The 21,282-nt window shown below is 68.4% G+C and carries 22 protein-coding genes; 19 read left to right on the top strand and 3 right to left on the bottom strand.

Annotation, left to right across the window (positions count from 1 at the left end; translation table 11 throughout):
• Positions 1–797, bottom strand: a 797-nt coding sequence (locus tag ACRDPN_RS11920; protein WP_431448037.1) for a chorismate-binding protein, incomplete at its 3' end; no start/stop codon positions are given.
• A 32-nt stretch (positions 798–829) separates the two neighbouring features.
• Here ACRDPN_RS11920 and ACRDPN_RS11915 point away from each other — a divergent pair.
• The 16 genes from ACRDPN_RS11915 to ACRDPN_RS11840 all read left to right on the top strand — a co-directional run bounded on the left by ACRDPN_RS11915 (position 830) and on the right by ACRDPN_RS11840 (position 18,005).
• Complete coding sequence (locus ACRDPN_RS11915; RefSeq protein ID WP_431448034.1) at positions 830–1,522, top strand: demethylmenaquinone methyltransferase; 693 nt, start codon at positions 830–832, stop codon at positions 1,520–1,522.
• 139 nt (positions 1,523–1,661) lie between these two features.
• Complete coding sequence (locus tag ACRDPN_RS11910) at positions 1,662–2,021, top strand: NADH-quinone oxidoreductase subunit A (RefSeq protein WP_431448031.1); 360 nt, start codon at positions 1,662–1,664, stop codon at positions 2,019–2,021.
• On the top strand, positions 2,012–2,566 hold the full coding sequence (locus tag ACRDPN_RS11905; protein WP_431448028.1) for a NuoB/complex I 20 kDa subunit family protein: 555 nt from the start codon (positions 2,012–2,014) through the stop codon (positions 2,564–2,566). The genes ACRDPN_RS11910 and ACRDPN_RS11905 overlap by 10 nt, the downstream gene beginning before the upstream one ends.
• A gap of 86 nt (positions 2,567–2,652) precedes the next feature.
• Complete coding sequence (locus ACRDPN_RS11900; RefSeq protein WP_431448040.1) at positions 2,653–3,339, top strand: NADH-quinone oxidoreductase subunit C; 687 nt, start codon at positions 2,653–2,655, stop codon at positions 3,337–3,339.
• Positions 3,336–4,670, top strand: a complete 1,335-nt coding sequence (locus ACRDPN_RS11895) for an NADH-quinone oxidoreductase subunit D (protein ID WP_431448025.1) — start codon at positions 3,336–3,338, stop codon at positions 4,668–4,670. The genes ACRDPN_RS11900 and ACRDPN_RS11895 overlap by 4 nt, the downstream gene beginning before the upstream one ends.
• Positions 4,667–5,344: an NADH-quinone oxidoreductase subunit NuoE gene (nuoE, locus tag ACRDPN_RS11890; RefSeq protein ID WP_431448022.1), complete on the top strand. Its 678-nt coding sequence runs from the start codon at positions 4,667–4,669 to the stop codon at positions 5,342–5,344. Before ACRDPN_RS11895 ends, nuoE begins: the two co-directional genes overlap by 4 nt.
• A complete protein-coding gene (nuoF, locus tag ACRDPN_RS11885; RefSeq protein WP_431448019.1) occupies positions 5,337–6,695 on the top strand; it encodes an NADH-quinone oxidoreductase subunit NuoF in 1,359 nt (452 codons plus the stop codon). The genes nuoE and nuoF overlap by 8 nt, the downstream gene beginning before the upstream one ends.
• Positions 6,692–9,088, top strand: coding sequence for an NADH-quinone oxidoreductase subunit G (locus tag ACRDPN_RS11880; RefSeq protein ID WP_431448016.1), 2,397 nt, complete (start codon positions 6,692–6,694; stop codon positions 9,086–9,088). The genes nuoF and ACRDPN_RS11880 overlap by 4 nt, the downstream gene beginning before the upstream one ends.
• The gene (nuoH, locus tag ACRDPN_RS11875) at positions 9,085–10,308 is read left to right on the top strand and encodes an NADH-quinone oxidoreductase subunit NuoH (protein ID WP_431448013.1); all 1,224 of its coding nucleotides are present in this window, start codon (positions 9,085–9,087) and stop codon (positions 10,306–10,308) included. Before ACRDPN_RS11880 ends, nuoH begins: the two co-directional genes overlap by 4 nt.
• Positions 10,305–10,895, top strand: a complete 591-nt coding sequence (gene nuoI / locus ACRDPN_RS11870; RefSeq protein WP_431448011.1) for an NADH-quinone oxidoreductase subunit NuoI — start codon at positions 10,305–10,307, stop codon at positions 10,893–10,895. The genes nuoH and nuoI overlap by 4 nt, the downstream gene beginning before the upstream one ends.
• Positions 10,892–11,668 carry an NADH-quinone oxidoreductase subunit J gene (locus tag ACRDPN_RS11865; RefSeq protein WP_431448008.1) on the top strand — a complete coding sequence of 259 codons (777 nt, stop codon included), beginning with the start codon at positions 10,892–10,894 and terminating at the stop codon, positions 11,666–11,668. The genes nuoI and ACRDPN_RS11865 overlap by 4 nt, the downstream gene beginning before the upstream one ends.
• The gene (gene nuoK / locus ACRDPN_RS11860) at positions 11,665–11,958 is read left to right on the top strand and encodes an NADH-quinone oxidoreductase subunit NuoK (RefSeq protein WP_431448005.1); all 294 of its coding nucleotides are present in this window, start codon (positions 11,665–11,667) and stop codon (positions 11,956–11,958) included. The genes ACRDPN_RS11865 and nuoK overlap by 4 nt, the downstream gene beginning before the upstream one ends.
• Before the next feature lie 9 nt (positions 11,959–11,967).
• Entirely contained in the window at positions 11,968–13,857 is a 1,890-nt protein-coding gene (gene nuoL, locus ACRDPN_RS11855) for an NADH-quinone oxidoreductase subunit L (RefSeq protein WP_431448002.1), read from the top strand.
• On the top strand, positions 13,854–15,398 hold the full coding sequence (locus tag ACRDPN_RS11850; protein WP_431447999.1) for an NADH-quinone oxidoreductase subunit M: 1,545 nt from the start codon (positions 13,854–13,856) through the stop codon (positions 15,396–15,398). The genes nuoL and ACRDPN_RS11850 overlap by 4 nt, the downstream gene beginning before the upstream one ends.
• A complete protein-coding gene (nuoN, locus tag ACRDPN_RS11845; protein ID WP_431447996.1) occupies positions 15,395–16,996 on the top strand; it encodes an NADH-quinone oxidoreductase subunit NuoN in 1,602 nt (533 codons plus the stop codon). The genes ACRDPN_RS11850 and nuoN overlap by 4 nt, the downstream gene beginning before the upstream one ends.
• A 19-nt stretch (positions 16,997–17,015) precedes the next feature.
• Positions 17,016–18,005: a polyprenyl synthetase family protein gene (locus ACRDPN_RS11840; protein WP_431447993.1), complete on the top strand. Its 990-nt coding sequence runs from the start codon at positions 17,016–17,018 to the stop codon at positions 18,003–18,005.
• A gap of 10 nt (positions 18,006–18,015) precedes the next feature.
• On the opposite strand, the gene rarD is transcribed toward ACRDPN_RS11840, so the two are convergent.
• Both rarD and ACRDPN_RS11830 read right to left on the bottom strand, forming a co-directional pair.
• Complete coding sequence (rarD, locus tag ACRDPN_RS11835) at positions 18,016–18,924, bottom strand: EamA family transporter RarD (protein ID WP_431447990.1); 909 nt, start codon at positions 18,922–18,924, stop codon at positions 18,016–18,018.
• Between the two features lie 78 nt (positions 18,925–19,002).
• Positions 19,003–19,443 carry an SRPBCC family protein gene (locus ACRDPN_RS11830; protein WP_431447987.1) on the bottom strand — a complete coding sequence of 147 codons (441 nt, stop codon included), beginning with the start codon at positions 19,441–19,443 and terminating at the stop codon, positions 19,003–19,005.
• Between the two features lie 40 nt (positions 19,444–19,483).
• Here ACRDPN_RS11830 and ACRDPN_RS11825 point away from each other — a divergent pair, with 40 nt between their 5' ends.
• The 3 genes from ACRDPN_RS11825 to ACRDPN_RS11815 form a co-directional block, all read left to right on the top strand.
• On the top strand, positions 19,484–20,077 hold the full coding sequence (locus tag ACRDPN_RS11825) for a class I SAM-dependent methyltransferase (protein ID WP_431447984.1): 594 nt from the start codon (positions 19,484–19,486) through the stop codon (positions 20,075–20,077).
• A 180-nt stretch (positions 20,078–20,257) separates the two neighbouring features.
• Complete coding sequence (locus ACRDPN_RS11820; protein WP_431447981.1) at positions 20,258–20,953, top strand: TIGR02206 family membrane protein; 696 nt, start codon at positions 20,258–20,260, stop codon at positions 20,951–20,953.
• A gap of 105 nt (positions 20,954–21,058) precedes the next feature.
• A partial coding sequence (locus tag ACRDPN_RS11815; RefSeq protein ID WP_431447978.1) for a VOC family protein occupies positions 21,059–21,282 on the top strand: 224 nt, incomplete at its 3' end.

Below are 21,282 nucleotides of genomic sequence, written 5' to 3'. Positions count from 1 at the left end.
TTGCTGGAGCGGGCCAGGGACGCGGCGAGGGCGAGGTCGTGGGTGTCGTCGCCGGTGCGTTGGATGGTGCCGGCCAGCACGCGCGAGGTGATGAGTCCGCGCTCGAGCCGCACGAGCATCTCCGGCGTCGAGCCGAAGAATCCGTCGACGTGGAACGTCCAGCAGCCGGGGTAGTCGTCGGCCAGACGGGCCAGGGGAGCGCGGACGTCGAGGGGTTCGTCGAGCGTGGCCAGGAGATCGCGGGCCAGGACGACCTTGTCGATGCCGCCGTCAGAGATGCGTCCGACCGCCTCGGCGACGATGTCCTTCCACGTTTTGGGGTCGACCGGGCCGTCGGAGAACGCGACCGTGCTGGGGAACTCGGGGGCATCGGTGGCGGCGACCACGGGTGGAGTCGTGATGCCCGCGCCGACGACCGTGACCCAGGAGCGACCGTCGCGTCGTCCGACCACGACTTCCGGCACGGTGAGGCCGCTGCCCGCGCCGTGATCGGCGAACGTGAACGTGCCGAAGGCCACCAGACCAGTGCCGGGGACGTCGACCTCGTCGCGCACCACGCTGTGCCGTGTGATCTCGCGCCACCAAGTAGCAGCCTGCGCGAACCGGCGCGGTCCGGACGTCGTGAACGTCGTGGCCCGGCCCCAGCCGACCAGGCCGTCGTCGTGGTGGATCCAGGCCACGTTGTCGTCGCGGGGGAGCAGGGAGAGCAGCGGTCCGGGGTCGTCGATCTCGACGGTGCGGACCACGAGCGGCATCGCTGCCGGGGAGCCCGCAGTGTCGAGGCCGGGGTTGCTCACGGCAGCAACGGTACCCGTGGGACAGTGATCCGGTGACGCGAGCCGGTCTGGACAAGGAGCCACATGACGTCGCCCGGATGTTCGACGACGTCGCACAGCGCTACGACCTGACGAACGACGTGCTGTCGCTCGGACAGGACCGTCGCTGGCGTCGTCAGGTCGTCCGGATGGTCGATCCGCGGCCGGGCGAGCTGATCCTCGACCTCGCCGCTGGCACCGGCACCTCGAGCTCCCCGTTCGCCGCCGCCGGTGCCACCGTCGTGCCCTGTGACTTCTCCCTCGGCATGCTCACCGAGGGCAAGAAGACCCGGGCGGACCTTCCCTTCGTCGCGGGCGACGGCATGCAGCTGCCCTTCGGCGACGACACGTTCGACGCCGTCACGATCTCGTTCGGACTGCGCAACATCCACGACCCGGTGCAAGGTCTCCGCGAGCTGCTGCGCGTCACCCGCCGCGGCGGTCGCATCGTGGTGTGCGAGTTCAGCACGCCCACCTGGGGGCCGTTCGAGGCGGTCTACTCCAACTACCTGATGAAGGCCCTGCCACGCATCGCCGAGCGGGTCTCATCGAACCCCGAGTCGTACGTCTACCTCGCCGAGTCGATCCGCGCCTGGCCGGACCAGCGCGGCCTGGCGTTGCGCATGGTCGAAGCGGGCTGGGGCAAGGTCGACTGGCACAACCTGTCCGGCGGCGTCGTCGCCCTTCACAGCTCCGTCAAACCCTGAACGGCGCGGAAGTGAAAAGGACCTCTAGTTACAAGGCCCCGCCGTCGGGCGTAGGGTGTCCTCGTGGTCACGTTGTGAACCTGTTCACAAGCGCACATCCGAATGACCACGACGCCCGTACCGGCTCGAGGGAGGCGCCGTGAACGCGTACACGCCGATCCTGGTTCTGGGTGCCCTTGCAGCCGGATTCGCGATCTTCAGCGTCGGCATCGCGCCGTTCACCGGTCCGGCCCGCTACAACCGCGCGAAGCTCGACCGGTACGAGTCGGGCATCGAACCGAGCCCTCTGCCCGAGGGTGGCGGTCGCATCTCGGTTCGCTACTTCATCATCGCGATGCTGTTCATCGTCTTCGACATCGAGATCATCTTCCTGTACCCGTTCGCCGTCGCGTTCGACTCGCTCGGCTGGTTCGGCCTGATCGAGATGTTCATCTTCATGGCCACGGTGTTCGTCGCCTACGCCTACGTCTGGCGCCGCGGAGGTCTGGAATGGGACTAGAAGAAAAACTGCCGAGCGGGGTCCTGCTCTCCACTGTCGAGGGCTTGGCCGGCTACATGCGCAAGGCCTCGTTCTGGCCGGCCACGTTCGGCCTCGCCTGCTGCGCGATCGAGATGATGACGTTTGGCGCCCCGCGCTTCGACTCCGCCCGGTTCGGCATGGAGGTCTTCCGTCCTTCGCCGCGCCAGGCCGACTTGATGATCGTCGCCGGCCGTGTCAGCAACAAGATGGCGCCCGTCCTGCGTCAGATCTACGACCAGATGGCCGCGCCCAAGTACGTGCTCGCCATGGGCGTCTGCGCCAGCTCCGGCGGCATGTTCAACAACTACGCGATCGTGCAGGGCGTCGATCACGTCGTGCCCGTCGACATGTACCTGCCCGGCTGCCCGCCCCGCCCCGAGATGCTCATCGACGCGATCCTCAAGCTGCACGACTCGATCCGGCACGAGAAGCTCGGCTCGAACCGTGCCTCGCAGATCGAGGAGCTCGAGCTGGAGGCGCTCCAGGCCACGCCGACGTCGGCCATGAAGGGGCTGATGAGGTAGTGGCCGAGAAGAAGAAGGACACCCCGGCGGACAAGGAGTCCACGGTCGACTCCACGTCCGGCACCACACAGGACGCGTCCCACGAGGTGCAGCGCGAGCTCGTGCCCAGTGATGCCCGTGAGCTCGAGATCGTCGACGTCCAGGAGGGCATGTTCGGCGTCAAGGGCACCGGCGACACCAGCGGCTACGGCGGACTCACCCGGCCGGTCATCATGCCCGGCGCGTCGAAGCCGCCGTTCGGCGGCTGGTTCGACGACGTTCACGACCGGCTGTCCACGCTCGCCGACGCCCACGACACGAGCGTCATAGAGAAGGTCATCGTCGACCGCGGTGAGATCACGTTCTTCATCCGGCGCCACGCCCTGCTGGAGGTCGTCACCCACCTGCGCAACGACGAGGACCTGCGGTTCGAGTTCTGCTCGAGCATCAGCGGCATGCACTTCCCGCACGAGGAAGGCCGCGAGCTGCATGTGGTCTACCACCTGCTGTCGATGACGCACCGCCGCCGCATCCGCCTCGAGGTCACCTGCTCCGATGACGACCCGCACGTGCCGAGCGTCGTCAGCATCTACCCCACCGCCGACTGGCACGAGCGCGAGACGTGGGACTTCTTCGGCGTCCAGTTCGACGGCCACCCAGGCCTGACCCGCATCCTGATGCCGGACGACTGGCCCGGCCACCCGCAACGCAAGGACTACCCTCTCGGCGGCGTACCGGTGGAGTACAAGGGCGGCACCATCCCGCCGCCGGACGAGCGGAGGGCGTACTCATGACGACGACCGAAGACCCGTACGCGGGCACCACCGAGTCCACCGCGGGCCCGGTGTTCACCGTCACCGGTCAGGACTGGGACTCCATCGACTCCTCGGCCGTCGAGGGCGACCGGCTGGTCGTCAACATGGGCCCGCAGCACCCATCGACGCACGGGGTGCTGCGCCTGGTGCTGGAGATCGACGGCGAGACGGTCAAGGACGCGCGCCCCGGCATCGGCTACCTGCACACCGGCATCGAGAAGAACATGGAGTTCCGCACCTGGACGCAGGGCGTGACCTTCTGCACGCGGATGGACTACGTGGCGCCGTTCTCCAACGAGGCCGCCTACGTCGCCGGCATCGAGCGACTGCTCGACATCGAGGACGACATCCCCGAGAAGGCACAGATCATCCGGGTGCTCATGCTCGAGCTGAACCGGATCAGCTCGCATCTCGTGTGCATCGCCACGGGCGGCATGGAGATCGGCGCGCTCACCGTCATGACGTGCGGGTTCCGTGACCGCGAGCTCATCCTCGACTGCTTCGAGATGATCACCGGGCTGCGCATGAACCACGCCTACTTCCGGCCGGGCGGGGTCGCGCAAGACCTCCCGGTGGGTGCGATCGAGAAGCTGCACACCACGGTGCGGATTCTCAAGGGCCGGCTGCCCGAGTACGCGGCGCTCTGCAACGCCAACCCGATCTTCAAGGGACGCCTCAAGGGCGTCGGCCACCTCGATCTGGCCGGCTGCCTGGCGCTTGGCCTCAGCGGCCCGGTGCTGCGTGCCACCGGCTACGACTGGGACCTTCGCCGCGCGCTGCCGTACTGGGGCTACGACGAGTACGAGTTCGACGTCGTCACCTGGGACGAGCCCGACGCCTACGGACGTTTCCGGATCCGCCTCGAGGAGATGTGGCAGTCGCTGCACATCGTCGAGCAGGCCGTCGCCCGCCTCGCCAAGATGGAGGGCGAGCCGATCATGGTCGCCGACAAGAAGATCGCCTGGCCGGCGCAGCTGAGCGTCGGCGCGGACGGGCAGGGCAACTCGGCCGAGCACATCCGGCGCATCATGGGCGAGTCCATGGAAGCGCTCATCCACCACTTCAAGATCGTCACCGAGGGGTTCCGGGTGCCGGCCGGACAGGCTTACGTGGCCATCGAGGCACCGCGCGGCGAGATCGGCTGCCACGTCGTGTCCGACGGCGGTACGCGTCCGTACCGCGCGCACTTCCGCGACCCGAGCTTCGTCAACCTCCAGGGCACGTCGGTCATGAGTGAGGGCGGCATGCTCTCGGACGTCATCGTCGCGATCGCCAGCATCGACCCGGTCATGGGAGGCGTTGACCGTTGAGCCTCGATGAGACGACCCGCAACGAGCTGCTCGAGATCGCCGGCCGCTACCCGCAGGCCCGATCCGCCCTGCTGCCGATGCTGCACCTGGTGCAGTCGGTCGAGGGCTACGTCACCGCCGACGGCATCGAGACGTGCGCCGACATCCTCGGCCTCAGCCAGGCCGACGTCTCGGGCGTCGCGACGTTCTACACGATGTACAAGCGCCGGCCGATGGGCGAGCACCACGTCGGCGTCTGCACCAACACCCTGTGCGCGGTGATGGGTGGTGACGAGATCTTCGAGCGGCTCAAGGGCCACCTCGACGTCGGCAACGACGAGACCACCGAGGACGGCAAGGTCACGCTCGAGCACATCGAGTGCAACGCGGCCTGCGACTTTGCCCCGGTGCTGATGGTCAACTGGGAGTTCTTCGACAACCAGACACCCGAGAGCGCCGTCGAGCTCGTCGACAACCTGCAGGCCGGCGAGACCGTTCGCGCCACGAGGGGAGCCACGATCACGAGCTGGCGTCAGGCAGAGCGAGTGCTCGCCGGGTTCGAGGACGGACTCGCCGACGAAGGCCCCGCGGCCGCCGGTCCGTCGCTCGTCGGTCTCGAGATCGCCCTCGAGAACGAGTGGACCGCTCAGCCGACGAGCAAGGACGCGAAGGGCAGGGGACCGGACGATGACTGACGTGCTCACCCCCGTCCTCACCAAGAACTGGGCTGACGACCGCGCCTGGACCCTGGCGGCGTACGAGGAGCAGGGCGGCTACGAGGGCCTCACGAAGGCGCTGTCGATGGCACCCGGCGACGTGACCGAGCTGGTCAAGGAGGCCGGTCTTCGCGGTCGCGGCGGCGCCGGATTCCCCACCGGCATGAAGTGGGGGTTCATCCCGCACGATCCCGACCTGCCGGGCGGTGCCAAGCCCAACTACCTGGTCGTCAACGCCGACGAGTCCGAGCCGGGCACCTGCAAGGACATCCCACTGATGCTGGCGAGCCCGCACACCCTCATCGAGGGCGTCATCATCGCGGCACACGCCATTCGGGCGAACACCGCGTTCATCTACGTGCGTGGTGAGGTGCTGCATGTCGTCCGCCGGCTCCAGGCAGCCACGCGCGAGGCGTACGCTGCCGGACACCTCGGCGCAGGGCTGAACGGCAAGGGCATCCACGACAGCGGCGTGAACATCGACCTCGTCATCCACGCCGGCGCGGGCGCCTACATCTGTGGTGAGGAGACGGCGCTGCTCGACTCTCTCGAGGGACGCCGCGGCCAGCCTCGGTTGCGGCCACCGTTCCCCGCCGTCGAGGGTCTGTACGCCTGCCCCACCGTGATCAACAACGTCGAGACCATCGCGTCGGTGCCGTCGATCATCACTGAAGGCATCGACTGGTTCGGCTCCATGGGCACCGAGAAGTCCAAGGGCTACACGCTCTACTCGCTGTCCGGGCACGTGCAGAAGCCCGGCCAGTACGAGGCGCCGCTCGGCATCACGCTGCGAGAGCTGCTCGATCTGGGCGGCGGCATGCGCGAGGGCGCCGAGCTCAAGTTCTGGACGCCCGGCGGCTCGTCCACCCCGATCCTCACCGACGAGCACCTCGACGTGCCGCTCGACTACGAGGCGATCGGTGCCGCCGGCTCGATGCTCGGCACCAAGGCGCTGCAGTGCTTCGACCAGACCACGTCGGTCGTGCGGTGCGTGCTGCGCTGGACCGAGTTCTACAAGCACGAGTCCTGCGGCAAGTGCACGCCCTGCAGGGAAGGAACGTACTGGTTGGTCCAGGTCCTGAGCCGCCTGGATCGAGGTGAAGGGCAAGAGGGCGACATCGAGCTGCTGCTCGACCTGTGCGACAACATCCTCGGACGCTCGTTCTGCGCGCTGGGCGACGGCGCCACCAGCCCCATCACCTCGGCCATCGAGTACTTCCGCGAGGAGTTCGAGGCCGGCATGCACACCCCGTCGACCGAGCTGTTCCCGCCGGCCGCGTCCACCTTGTTCCAAGACACCTTGAGCCTGTCGAAAGGAGCCAACCGATGACAACTGATGTCGTTTCGACAGGCTCAACGACCGAGGCGGTCGAGCTCATCACCTTGACGATCGACGGCGTCGAGGTGAGCGTGCCCAAGGGGACGCTGGTCATCCGGGCGGCCGAGCTGATCGGCGTCGACATCCCGCGCTTCTGCGACCACCCGCTGCTCGAGCCGGTCGGTGCCTGCCGTCAGTGCCTGGTCGAGATCCCCGATGCTGGCAACGGTCGCGGCATGCCCAAGCCGCAGGCGTCGTGCACCCTCGAGGTCGCGCCCGGCATGGTCGTCAAGACGCAGGTCACGTCGCCGGTGGCCGACAAGGCGCAGCAGGGCACGATGGAGTTCCTGCTCGTCAACCACCCGCTCGACTGCCCGGTGTGCGACAAGGGCGGCGAGTGCCCGTTGCAGAACCAGGCCATGAGCCACGGCCGCGGCGAGTCCCGCTTCACCGAGGCCAAGCGCACGTTCCCCAAACCGGTCAAGGTGTCCGCCCAGGTGTTGCTCGACCGCGAGCGATGCGTGCTGTGCGCCCGGTGCACCCGGTTCTCCGAGCAGATCGCCGGCGACCCGTTCATCGAGATGCTCGAGCGCGGACCCGAGCAGCAGGTGGGCACCGCCCCGGGCGTCCCGTTCCACTCCTACTTCTCCGGCAACACGATCCAGATCTGCCCGGTGGGGGCGCTCACGAGCGCCGACTACCGGTTCCGCTCGCGCCCCTTCGACCTCGTCTCGACCCCCGCCGTCGCCGAGCACGACGCGTGTGGCTCGGCCATCCGCGTCGACCACCGGTGCGGCAAGGTGATGCGCCGGCTCGCCGGCGACGACCCCGAGGTCAACGAGGAGTGGATCACCGACAAGGACCGCTTCTGCTTCACCTGGACCAGCCAGGACGACCGCCTGCGCCACCCGCTGGTGCGCGGTGAGTCCGGCGAGCTCGAGCCGGCTTCGTGGCCGGCGGCGCTGGCGATCGCCGCTCGCGGGCTGGCTGCGGCAGAAGGCGGGGTCGGGGTGCTGCCCGGGGGGCGGCTGACGGCCGAGGACGCCTTCGCCTACAGCGTCTTCGCCCGCACGGTGCTCCGCACCAACGACATCGACTTCCGGTCCCGCGCGCACTCCGCAGAGGAGGCCGACTTCCTCGCCGCGCACGTCGCCACGACCCACCTCGCCGTCACGTACCGCGACCTCGAGCAGGCGTCGACGGTGGTGCTCGTCGGGCTGGAGCCCGAGGACGAGGCAGGCGCGATCTTCCTGCGACTGCGCAAGGCTTCGCTGTCCGGGCTCAAGGTCGTATCGGTGGCCGCGCACGCCACCCGCGGACTGACCAAGATGGGCGGCCGTCTGGTACCCACCGTCCCAGGTCAGGAAGCCGCGGCTCTCGACGACCTCAAGCTCGACCCCGGCTCCGTCATCCTGGTCGGCGAACGCCTCGCCAGCGTGCCGGGTGCGTTGAGCGCCGCGCTCCAGCTGGTCGATCGCAGCGGCGCCAGGCTCGCGTGGGTGCCCCGCCGGGCCGGCGACCGCGGTGCCGTCGAGACCGGATGCCTGCCCACCCTGCTGCCGGGCGGACGCCCGGTCGCCGACGCCGAGGCCCGCGCCGACCTCGCGGCCGCCTGGGCGGTCGACTCACTGCCCGCCCGCGCCGGTCGCGACACCCGGACGATCATCAAGGCCGCCGCCAAGCACAAGCTCGGCGGGTTGGTCATCGGCGGCGTCGAGGTCGACGACCTGCCCAACCCCGCTCGCGCCCGCAAGGCGCTCAAGGCCGCGTTCGTCGTCAGCCTTGAGGTCCGCGAGAGTGAGGTCACCCGCGCCGCCGACGTCGTGCTGCCGGTGGCGCCGGTGGTCGAGAAGTCCGGCACGTTCGTCAACTGGGAGGGCCGCCTTCGCCCGTTCGGCACAGTGCTGGACGAGCCCAGCTCCCTCACCGACATCCGCGTCCTCGCCGGCATCGCCGAGGAGCTGGGCTCGCCGCTCGGCTTCCGCACTGCCGCGGCAGCGTTCGATCGCATGACCGAGACCGGACCGTGGGACGGCAACCGCACCGCGGCTCCGCACGCCGCCGCGCCCGAGCCGGTCGATCTCCCGAAGGGGAGCGTGGTGCTGGAGACCTGGCGCCAGATGATCGACGACGGCCGCGGCCAGGACGGCCAGCCGAAGTACCACGTCACCGCGCGTCCGGCTGTGCTCCGCGCGAACGCCGCGACGCTCCAGGCGGCGGGCGTCGTCCCCGGAGCCACGGCCACGATCGGCACCAAGCACGGCAGCGCCACGTTCGTCACCGAGGTCGCCGACATGCCCGAGGGCGTCGTGTGGGCCCCGGCCAACTCCGGCACGAATCTCCGGACGATTCGCGCCGGACACGGCACCGTCGTGAGCCTTCGGGCCGAAGGAGGCGACTCATGAGCGAGCTCTTCGGCAACGAACCCTTCTGGGTCGTCGCGCTCAAGGCCGTCCTGATCTTCGTGTTCCTGGTCGTCTTCACGCTGTTCAACATCTGGTTCGAGCGCCGCGTCGTGGCCCGCATGCAGCACCGCATCGGCCCCAACGTGCACGGACCGTTCGGCCTGCTGCAGAGCCTCGCCGACGGCGTCAAGCTCGCGCTGAAGGAGGACATCGTCGTCAAGGCGGCCGACAAGGTCGTCTACATCGCGGCGCCGATCCTCGCCACCATCCCGGCGTTCCTCGCCTGGGCGGTCATCCCGTTCGGTCCTGAGGTCCAGATTCCGTTCACCGACACGGTCACGCCGCTGCAGCTCACCGACCTGCCGGTCGCGGTGCTGTACATCCTCGCGGTCACCTCCATCGGCGTGTACGGCATCGTGCTCGCCGGCTGGTCGTCCGGATCCACCTATGCACTGCTCGGCGGCATGCGCTCGAGCGCCCAGATGATTTCCTACGAGGTCGCGATGGGACTCTCGTTCGTCGCGGTGTTCATGTACGCCGGGTCGATGTCGACGTCGGAGATCGTCGCCGCCCAGGCCGACACCTGGTACTTCCTGCCGCTCTTCCCGTCGTTCGTCATCTACGTCATCGCGATGGTCGGCGAGACGAACCGCGCACCGTTCGATCTCCCCGAGGCCGAGGGCGAGCTGGTCGGCGGCTTCCACACCGAGTACTCCTCGCTGAAGTTCGCGCTGTTCTTCCTGGCCGAGTACGTCAACATGGTCACCGTCTCGGCCCTGGCCACCACGCTGTTCCTCGGCGGGTGGCGAGCACCTTTCGGCATCGCGCAGATCTGGGAGGGCGCCAACAGCGGCTACTGGCCGGTGCTGTGGTTCTTCGGCAAGACGCTCGGGTTCATCTTCCTGTTCATCTGGCTGCGCGGGACGCTGCCCCGGATGCGCTACGACCAGTTCATGAGCTTCGGCTGGAAGGCCCTCATCCCGTTCTCGCTGGCCTGGATCGTCGCCGTCGCGTTCATCCGCAAGCTCAAGCAGGACGACCTGCTCGACCAACAGACGCTCATCTTGGCCGCCATCGTGGCGGGGGTGCTCTTCCTCGCCACGTTCCTGATCCCGGAACGGAAGCCTCCGGGGACGACTCCGCCGGAGGAGCCCGAGTTCGACGCGTTCGCCGACGGGTATCCCGTCCCCCCGATGCAGAACAAGGAGGCCGGACGATGACCAACACGGTTCGCGAGACGCTCTGGGATCCGATCGCCGGCTTCGGTGTCACCTTCCGCACGATGTTCAGGAAGGTGGTCACCGAGCAGTACCCCTTCGAGAAGGTGCCCACCGCGCCGCGCTTCCACGGACGCCACCAGCTCAACCGCTGGCCCGACGGACTCGAGAAGTGCATCGGCTGCGAGCTCTGCGCCTGGGCCTGCCCCGCCGACGCCATCTACGTCGAGGGCGCGTCGAACACCGAGGACGGACGGTTCAGCCCCGGTGAGCGCTACGGCCGCGTCTACCAGATCAACTACCTGCGCTGCATCCTGTGCGGCCTCTGCATCGAGGCGTGCCCCACCCGCGCGCTCACGATGACGAACGAGTACGAGCTGGCCGACGACAACCGTGCCGACCTCATCTATGAGAAGTCCGACCTGCTCGCGCCGCTGCTGCCGGGCATGGTCGACCCGCCCCACTCGATGCTCATCAGCGACGACCACCACGACTACTACAAGGGCAAGACGCTGCCCCTCCTTCCCTCCGACCCGGCCGAGACCGCCGACGTCAACCCACGCGGGGTCCCGGGGAAGGACGAGTCGTGACGACGTTCTGGATCCTCGCGCCGATCATGGTGGTGGCGTCGCTCGGGCTGCTCTTCGCGCGCAAGGCGGTGCACGCGGCGCTCTGCCTGGCGACCGTGATGATCGGGCTCGCGGTCCTGTACGCCGCGCAGGGTGCTCCGTTCCTGTTCGCGGTGCAGATCATCGTCTACACCGGCGCGATCATGATGCTGTTCCTCTTCGTGCTGATGCTGGTCGGCGTCGACACGTCCGACTCGCTGGCCGAGACACTTAAAGGTCAAAGATTGGCTGCCGTTGTGGTGGGGACGGTCTTTGCTCTCACCGCCGTCGTCGCGATTGGGCAGGGCGTCACCGGTGCCGTCACCGGACTGACGGCCGCCAACGAGAACGGCAACCCCTACGGCCTCGCCAAGCTGCTGTTCGGTCCGTACGTCCTCGCCTTCGAGCTCACCAGCGCCCTGCTCATCACGGCGGCGCTCGGCGCCATGGTGCTGGCCCACAAGGAGAAGCTCACCCCACGAAGCAGCCAGGCCGACATCGCCCGCCAGCGGCTCCGCGACTATGCCGAGCACGGCCGGCACCCCGGCAACCCGCCGACGCCGGGGGTCTTCGCCCGCCACAACGCGGTCGACACCCCGGCCCTCTTGCCCGACGGTCGTCCGCTGGAGGAGTCGATCTCCGCCAGCCTCGTCGCCCGCGGCCAGACCCGCGACGGGTTCGAGGACGACGTCGAAGCCATCGAGCGAGAGCTCGATCCCGCTGTCACCGACGAGGAGGACGGTGACGACCGGTGACCGAGTACCTGACCTTGTCACTGATCCTGTTCACCGTCGGTGCCACCGGTGTGCTGGTGCGGCGTAACTCCATCGTGATCTTCATGTGCGTCGAGCTGATGCTCAACGCCACCAACCTCGCGTTCGTCTCGTTCTCACGCCAGCACGGCAACCTCGACGGCCAGGTGGCGGCCTTCTTCGTCATGGTCGTCGCGGCCGCCGAGGTCGTCGTCGGCCTCGCCATCATCGTGTCCATCTACCGCACGCGTCGCTCGGCCTCGGTCGACGAGGCGAGCCTGCTGAAGCTCTAGGGGCCCAAAGTGAATGACATTGGGCTCGATCTCGCTTGGCTGCTCGTCGCGGTCCCGCTCGTCTCCGGCCTCGGCCTGCTGGTCTGGGGCAAGGAGGGTGACCGCGTCGGTCACCTCGTCGGCTCCGTGGCGTCGTCGATCTCGTTCCTCATCGGTGCCATCGCGTTCATCCAGCTGCTCACGCGCCCCGCGGACGACCGCTCGTACTCCCGTGAGCTGTTCACCTGGATCGAGGCGGGCCCGTTCCACGTCGACATGGGGTACACGTTCGACCCGCTCTCCGGGCTCTTCGTGCTGCTGATCACCGGTGTGGGCTCCCTGATCCACATCTACTCGATCGGCTACATGGAGCACGACGCCCGCCGGCGCCGGTTCTTCGCCTATCTCAACATCTTCATCGCGTCGATGCTCACGCTGGTGCTCGCGTCCGACTACCTGGTGATGTTCCTCGGCTGGGAGGGTGTCGGCCTCGCGTCGTACCTGCTCATCGGCTTCTGGCAGCACAAGGACTCCGCGGCGACCGCCGCCACCAAGGCCTTCGTCATCAACCGCGTCGGCGACATCGGCATGGCGCTCGGCATCATGGTGATGTTCGCCCAGTTCGGCACGACGGCCGTCGCGCCGGTCAACGAGTCGATCAGCGGAGCGTCGACTGCCGTGGCCACCACGCTCGGCCTGCTCCTCCTGCTCGGCGCTTGCGGCAAGTCGGCGCAGGTGCCGTTGCAGAGCTGGCTGCTCGACGCGATGGAGGGCCCCACCCCCGTCTCGGCGCTCATCCACGCGGCCACCATGGTCACCGCCGGCGTCTACCTCGTGGTTCGCTCCAACGGCATCTACGACGCCTCGGAGATCGCCCGCGACGCGGTCATCGCCGTCGGCCTCGTCACGCTGCTCGTCGGCGCCTGGATCGGTTGCGCCAAGGACGACATCAAGAAGGCGCTCGCCGGCTCCACGATGAGCCAGATCGGCTACATGATGCTGGCCGCCGGCCTCGGCCCGGCCGGCTACGCGTTCGCGATCTTCCACCTCCTCACCCACGGCTTCTTCAAGGCCAACCTGTTCCTCGGCGCCGGTTCGGTGATGCACGGCATGAACGACGACGTCGAGATGCGCCATTACGGAGCCCTGCGCAAGGCCATGCCGATCACCTTCGTCACGTTCCTGTTCGGCTACCTGGCGATCATCGGCTTCCCCGGGTTCTCCGGCTTCTTCTCCAAGGACAAGATCATCGAGACAGCGTTCGGTCACTCGTTCTGGGTCGGGCTCGGCGCGCTGGTGGGCGCCGGCGTCACCGCGTTCTACATGACGCGCCTGATGATGATGACCTTCATCTCCGACCAGCGGTGGAAGGAGGACGTCGACCCGCACGAGTCGCCGAACGTGATGACGTACCCGCTCATCGCGCTGGGTGCACTCTCGCTGCTCGGTGGCGCGCTGCTGTTCGGCGACTGGATCACCGAGTTCCTCGAACCGGTGGTCGGCCACGCCGAGCACCACGAGCTCGCCATTTCGGCGGGGCTCCTGACTTTGATCATCACGCTGGTCGTCGCCGCGGGCGTCGCGCTCGGCTACTTCCTCTACGGCACCCGGCCGATCGCCGGCGAGATGCCGGCCGACGGCTCGGTGTCGATCTTCGCCCGCGCCGGCCGCCACGAGCTCTACGGCAACGAGCTCAACGACGCGGTCGTCGTGCGTCCGACCCGCCACCTCACCCGCTTCCTGGTGTTCATGGACGGCAAGGGCGTCGACGGCTTCGTCACCGGTCTCGCGGACCGTCTCGGTGACGCATCACAGATCCTGCGCAAACCGCAGACCGGGTTCGTCCGCAGCTACGCGCTCAGCTTCTTCGGCGGCACGGCCGTCGTCGTCCTGGCGCTCCTGGCGGTGACGCTCGGATGATTCTTTCCATCCTGGCGGCGACGCCGCTCGTCGGCGCGCTCGTCGTCATGCTCCTTCCGCGCACGGCCGGCCGCGCCCCGGTGGTCAAGGCCACCGCCGTCGGCTTCAGCGTGCTCACTCTCGCCCTGTCGCTGGCGATGATGGCCAGCTACGAGGTCGGCGCCGGCGGCTACCAGCTCACCGAGCAGCACACCTGGATCAAGCAGTTCGGCGCGTACTACTCGCTCGGCGTCAACGGCATCGGCGTCACGCTGATCCTGCTCACCACGGTGCTCACGCCCATCGTGGTGCTCGCCGCGTGGGACGACCGCCTGCCCGGCAACCGCAGCGTCAACTCCTACCTCGCCTGGATGCTGGCGCTGGAGGGTCTCGCGATCGGCGTCTTCGCCGCCACCGACGCGTTCCTGTTCTACGTGCTGTTCGAGGCCACGCTGATCCCGATCTACTTCCTGATCGGCTCTTTCGGCGGGCCGCAGCGCTCGTACGCCGCGGTGAAGTTCCTCATCTACAACCTCATCGGCGGCCTGCTGATGCTCGCGTCGATCGTCGGGGTGTACGCCGTCACGGCTCAGCAGGGCGAGGCGTCGTACCTGCTGAGCGACCTGACGAACCTCGAGGTCGGTACCACCACAGAGCGGCTGCTGTTCGTCGGCTTCATGGCGGCGTTCGTCATCAAGGCCCCGCTGTGGCCGTTCCACACTTGGCTGCCCGACGCGGCCGCGTCCGCGACGCCGTCCACATCGGTGCTGATGGTGAGCGTCGTCGACAAGATCGGCACGTTCGGCATGCTGCGCTGGTGCCTCGAGATCTTCCCCGGCGCGTCGGAGTGGGCCAGCCCGGTGGTCATCGGTCTCGCGGTGGTGAGCATCCTCTACGGCGCACTGCTGGCCGTCGGCCAGGACGACATCCGCCGGCTGGTCGCGTTCACGTCGGTGTCGCACTTCGGATTCATCATCATGGGCATCTTCGTGTTCACGTCGACGTCCACGGCCGGTGCGACGCTCTACATGTTCAACCACGGCATGTCCACGGCCGCGCTGTTCCTGGTGACGGGCATCATGATCGCCCGTCGCGGGTCGGCAAGCATCGGCGACTTCGGCGGCGTGCAGAAGATCGCGCCGATCATGTCCGGTGTCCTGCTCGTGGCCGGTCTGTCGAGCCTGTCGTTACCCGGGCTCGCCCCGTTCATCTCCGAGTTCATGGTGCTCGCCGGCACGTTCACCCGAAGCCCGGTGGCCGGTGTGCTCGCCACCCTCGGCATCGTGCTCGCCGCGATGTACATCCTGATGATGTACCAGCGCACGATGACCGGACCCTTGCGCGACGGCAACGAGGGCGTCTATGACCTCAAGCCGTTCGAGGTCGCGGCGCTGGCACCCGCGATCGTGCTGATCGTCGGGCTCGGCTTCTACCCGCAGCCGGTGCTCAACGTCATCAACCCGGCGGTCGACGAGGTCGTCAGCCAGGTCGGTGACGGCGACCCGGCACCGAAGGCGCCGACTGACCTGGCCGGAACGCCGGCGGAAGGAGGCGACGAATGATCGCCGCAGAGCTGCCGCCGATCACCGGTCCGAACATCGAGTACGCGCTGATCGCCCCGATCCTCATCATCACCGCGGCCGCGGTGATCGGTACCGTCGTCGAGGCCGCTGTGCCGCGGCGGCATCGCTTCCTCATCCAGGCGGTCATCGCCGTCGTCGGCGTGGTCGCCGCCCTGATCGACACCGTCGTCGTGTACCTGTCCCTCGACGCCATCGACAGCAAGCAGACCGCGCGGGGCCAGATCTCCACCGAGGGCGCGCTCTCCGTCGACGGACCGAGCGTCTTCACCTGGGGCATCCTGCTCGTGTTCGCGCTGATGAGTTTCCTGCTGTTCGCGGAGCGACGCCTCGAGGGCGGGCTCAGCGCCTTCACCGGCCGGGCCGCCGATGCGCCAGGGTCGGCGGGGGAGGCCGAGGCCCAGGCGGCCAACATCGAGCACACCGAGGTCTTTCCGCTCGCGGTGTTCGCGTTGCTCGGGATGATGGTGTTCGCCGCGTCCAACGACCTTCTGACGATGTTCGTGGCGCTCGAGGTGCTGTCGTTGCCGCTGTACCTGCTCTGCGGCCTGGCTCGGAGGCGTCGCCTGCTCAGCCAGGAGGCCGCGCTCAAGTACTTCCTGCTCGGGGCGTTCTCGTCGGCGTTCTTCCTCTACGGCATCGCACTCGCCTACGGCTACGCGGGCAGCTTCGAGCTCGCCGAGATCGACGTCGCCGTCTCGACGCGTACCGGCAGCGAGAACCTGCTCCTCGCGGCCATCGCGCTCATGGCCGTGGGCCTGCTCTTCAAGATCAGCGCCGTGCCGTTCCACGCCTGGACCCCGGACGTCTACCACGGGGCGCCCACACCGGTCACCGCGTTCATGGCGGCCGGCACCAAGGCGGCCGCGTTCGTCGCGCTGCTGCGGGTGTTCTTCGTGGCCTTCGGCGGCGCCTCGTGGGACTGGAGGCCCACCATCTGGGTCATCGCCCTCATCACCATGCTGCTCGGCTCGCTCGTGTCCATCGCCCAGACCGACGTCAAGCGCATGCTCGCGTACTCCTCGGTGGCGCACGCCGGCTTCCTGCTCGTCGGATTCGCCGGCGCCTATGCCGGAGTGTCCGGTCGCATCACCTCGGTGTCCAGCGTGCTGTTCTACCTCGCCGTCTACGGGGTCGCGTCGATCGGTGCCTTCGCGATCGTCACGCTCATCCGCGACGCCGCCGGGGAGGCCACCCACCTGTCCCGCTGGGCCGGGCTGGGCAAGGCGTCGCCGTTCCTGGCCGGGTCGTTCGCCCTGTTCATGCTGTCGTTCGCCGGCATCCCCCTCACGTCCGGTTTCATCGGCAAATGGGGGGTCTTCACGGCCGCGTGGTCCGGCGGCTACGGATCGCTCGTCGTGGCGGGCGTGGTCGTCAGCGCCATCGCCGCCTATTTCTACGTGCGGGTGATCGTCCTGATGTTCTTCACCGACCCGGTGGGAGAAGGGCCGACGGTGGCCGTTCCGAGCGCCTTGACTACCGTGGTCATCGCCGCGGCCGCAGTGGTCACGGTGGCTCTCGGCGTCCTGCCGGGACCGATGCTCGACCTGGCACAGCACGCGGGCGCGTTCGTGCGCTGACGGGTCCGAAGGAGATCCTGTGACGAGTCTGGGTGTGGCGTTCGCCGACGACGCGCTCGAGGCGCGCGTCAGTCACGGCGTCGACCTCGTCGAGGAGCATCTCGCCAGGGTGATCGACAGCGACGAGCAGTTCATCACGGAGGCCGCTGCCCACCTGCTCAACGCGGGCGGCAAGCGATTCCGTCCGATGCTGGTGCTGGTATGCGCCGAGTTCGGCGACCCGACCCATCCCGACGTCGTCCCCGCCGGTACCGCCGTCGAGCTCACCCACCTCGCCACGCTCTACCACGACGACGTCATGGACGAGGCGGACATCCGCCGCGGTGCCGAGAGCGCCAACTCCCGCTGGGACAACTCGCTGGCGATCCTGGTCGGCGACTACCTGTTCGCGCACGCGTCAGAGGTCGTCTCGACCCTCGGCCCGGAGGCCGTCGGGGTTCAGGCCCGCACGTTCGCCCGGCTGGTGAAGGGTCAGATCCGCGAGACCATCGGTCCGCGTGACGGCGAGGACCCGCTGGCCCACTACCTCAGCGTCGTGGCCGACAAGACCGGGTCGCTCATCGCCACGTCGGCGCAGTTCGGCGCCACGATGGGGCGCGCTCCGGACGACGTCGTGGCCGCTCTCACCGAGTTCGGCGAGCGGATCGGGGTGGCGTTCCAGCTGAGCGACGACATCCTCGACGTCGCCAGTGAGTCCAGCGACTCCGGCAAGACACCCGGCACCGACCTCCGCGAAGGGGTGCCGACGCTGCCAGTGATCCTGGTGCAACGCTCCACCGACCCCGCGGATGCCGAGCTCGTCCGCCTGCTGTCGGGCCCGATCACCGACGACGTCGACGTTTCCCGCGCGCTCGACGCGCTGCGCGCCCACCCGGCGATGGACGAGGCCCGCGCCGTGGTGCAGGCCGAGGCCGATGCCGCCCGCGCCCTGCTCGCCAAGCTCCCGGACACGCCCGCCCGCGTCGCACTCCGGGCCATCTGCGACACCCTTGCCACCCGCCTCTCCTGAGCGGGAGGGGTCAGGCGGCGACGTTCTCGGCGGCGCGGTCGAGCACCCGGCGGCGGCCGCGCAGGACGTCGACGGTGAAGATCACCAGCGCGATCCAGACGAGCACGAAGCCGATCCAGCGGGCGGTGCCCATCGGCTCGTTGAAGAGCAGGAGACCGAACACGAACTGCAGGATCGGTGCGAGGTACTGCAGCAGTCCGATCGACGTGAGTCGCAGGCGCGTGGCGGCGCCACCGAACATGAGTAGGGGAAGGACCGTGACGACGCCGGTCCCCGCCAGCAGGAGGGCGTTGGACAGGCCCTGGTGGCCGAACGAGAGCGTGCCGTTCGCCTCGAGGAAGCCGAGATACGCGAGCGCGACCGGGGTGAGCAGCAACGTCTCGGCCCCGAGCGCCTCGACCGCCCCGAGCTGCAGCTTCTTCTTGAGGAAGCCGTAGGTCGCGAAGGAGAACGCCACCGTGAGCGCGACGTACGGAGGCCGCCCGTAGTCGACGGTGAGAATGACCACGGCGACCGCGCCGATGGCGACCGCCACCCACTGCGGACGGCGGAGTGTCTCGTGGAGCACGAACACACCGAGCAGCACCGTCACCAGCGGGTTGATGAAGTACCCGAGCGACGTCTCGATGACCTTGTCGTGGGTGACGCCGTAGATGAACGCGCCCCAGTTGATCGCGATGACGACCGACGCCAACCCCAGGTAGACGACTCGCCTGCGATCGGACCAGATGGCCCGGAAGGCCTCCCACCGGCTGGTGACGGTCAGGAGCAGGCCCACGACCAGCAGCGACCACGCGACCCGGTGGGCCAGCGCCTCGAGCGACCCAGCCGGGTCGAGCAGCGGCCAGTACAGCGGAAAGATGCCCCAGCACAAATAGGCGCCGGCACCCATGGCCAGACCGCTGCGGGACTCGTTCACGTCAACTGCGACGTTGCGAGGTGCACGGATATTCCCTCGCACGGCGACGTTGGCAGGATCCCGTGGCCCGCTGGCAGGTCACCGCGACTCGAGCAGACTCTTCAGGCGGCGGAGGTCCTGGGTGTTCGCGCGGCGCATCGCCCTTGCCATCAGGGGAGCGGCGACGGAGGAGAAGCCGGACGGCACGCCGCGGTTCCGCAGCGTCATCAGCGTGCGGTCGTCGTCCAAGGGCGCCCACGTGTACGTGGTCTCCATGGGGAACGGACCCTCTGCCGTACGCATCACCAGCAGGGCCTCCGGCTCGAGCCGGACGATCTCGTACGTGTAGGCGAGCCGGCGGCCGAGGAACCGGGCCACGAACTCGAGCCGTGAGCCGGTGGCGAGCGGTGGTGGCGTCTGCCAGGTCACCGACTGGATGTTGACGTACCACTCGGGGGCGTTGGTCGGGTCGCCCGCGTAACGGGCGACGACGTCGACGGGCCGCTCGATCTTGATCTCGGTCTGCACGTCCACGCCCATGCCCATCACCTCTCCGAGAGCAATGTACGACGATGGGCGCATGAGCGAACGCCCCCGCTGGTTCACGGGCACCAAGGACGGGCACTCCGAGTGGTACGTCGAGCGCTTCCGCGCGATGGCCGCGGACGGTGAGGACCTGGTCGGCGAGGCCCGTCTCGTCGATGCGATCGTGCCCCCACGTTCACGCATCCTCGACGCCGGTTGCGGTCCCGGGCGCACCGGTGCCGAGCTCCACGCACGAGGTCACACGGTGGTGGGCGTCGATGTGGACCAGGTGCTCATCGAAGCCGCGGAGGCCGACCACCCGGGGCCTCGCTGGGTGGTCCAGGACCTTGCCACTTTGAGTCTCGACGAGGAGCCGTTCGACGTCGCGGTGATGGCCGGCAACGTCATGGTGTTCCTGGCGCCCGGCAGCGAGGTGGACGTGCTCACGCACGTCGCCGCGCACGTCCGACCGGGCGGGCGCATCGTCACCGGCTTCCATCTCGACCGCGACTACACGCTGGCGGCCTTCGACCGCGACCTCGAAGCCGCCGGCCTGACTCTCGAGCAGCGCTTCGCCACCTGGGACCTCGTGCCGTTCAGCGATGCCGCCGACTTCGCAGTCACGTTCGTACGCAAGCCCGGGCGATAGGTGCCTTCGCGAGATCTACGAACGACATGGAACGTGAACGATGCACCGGATGGCGTCTACGACCTACGATTCAGCCATGACGGTCGACGATGCGCACGCGGCGGCCGATACCGACCTCGACTCCCGCGTCGTGGTGCTCGCGGGTCTGGTCCGAGCGCCGGTGGGCCGGTGACTGGCCTCGTGGACGCCCGATTCGAGACGTACGGCACTTCCCACCTCGCCGCTCTCGCCCTGTGCGTCGTCGGCATCGTCGGCGTGGTGTGGCTCGGCCGTCGGATTCGCGGCACGGATGCCGAGGCCCACGTCGGCCGCGTTGTCGCCATCGCGATCCTGGTGGTGGCCGTTCCGCTGCAGATCCTGCAGTTCCTGCCCGACGAGTGGAATCCCCGAACATCGTTGCCGTTCCAGCTGTGCGACCTCGCGTGGATGTTCGCCGTGCACGCGCTCTGGACCCGTAGCCGGCTCACGGCCACGGTCACCTACCTGTGGGGCATCACCCTGACGACGCAGGCGATGATCACCCCGGATCTCGCCTCGGACTTCCCGGAAGCTCGCTACCTGATGTTCTGGGCGATGCACCTGCTGATCATCTGGGCGGCGTTCTATCTCGTCCTCGGCCTGCGCATCCTGCCGACGTGGGCGACCTACTGGCGCACGGTCGCGATCACCGCCGCGTGGGCGGTGGCCGTCTTCATCTACAACTCCAGCGCCGACGCCAACTACGGCTACGTCAACGCCAAGCCCGAGAGCGCATCGATCCTCGACCTGCTCGGACCGTGGCCGTTGTACATCGTGGTCGAGATTGCGATCATCGCCGCCGTCTGGGCGCTCCTGACTTGGCCGTGCACCCGAGCCCGTGCAACGTTGAAAGCATGACCCCGACGTCTCCAGGTGACCAGGCACGGACGTACCCGGCCGGCGTGACCAGCTGGATCAACACCGACCAACCCGATGTGGACGCCGCACTCGAGTTATGGCGGCTTGTTCGGATGGACCTTCCATGATCTGACGCCGCCCGATGCCCCGCGTCGATACGTCATCGCGCAGCTCGACGAACGCGACGCCGCCGCGATCGCGGGACCACGGGAACGCGGAGAGCCGCGGGAGGCCGTCTGGAACACGTACGTCGCCGTCGACGACGTGGACGCCATAACTGCCCGGCTCGTCTCGATGGGCGCGGCCGTGGTCTCCCCGCCGGCCGACGC

This window comes from Aeromicrobium sp. (genome assembly GCF_050700635.1).
Lineage (GTDB): Bacteria > Actinomycetota > Actinomycetes > Propionibacteriales > Nocardioidaceae > Aeromicrobium.
The sequence above is the reverse complement of the archived record's forward strand: the minus strand, read 5'-3'. Positions and strand labels throughout refer to the sequence as shown.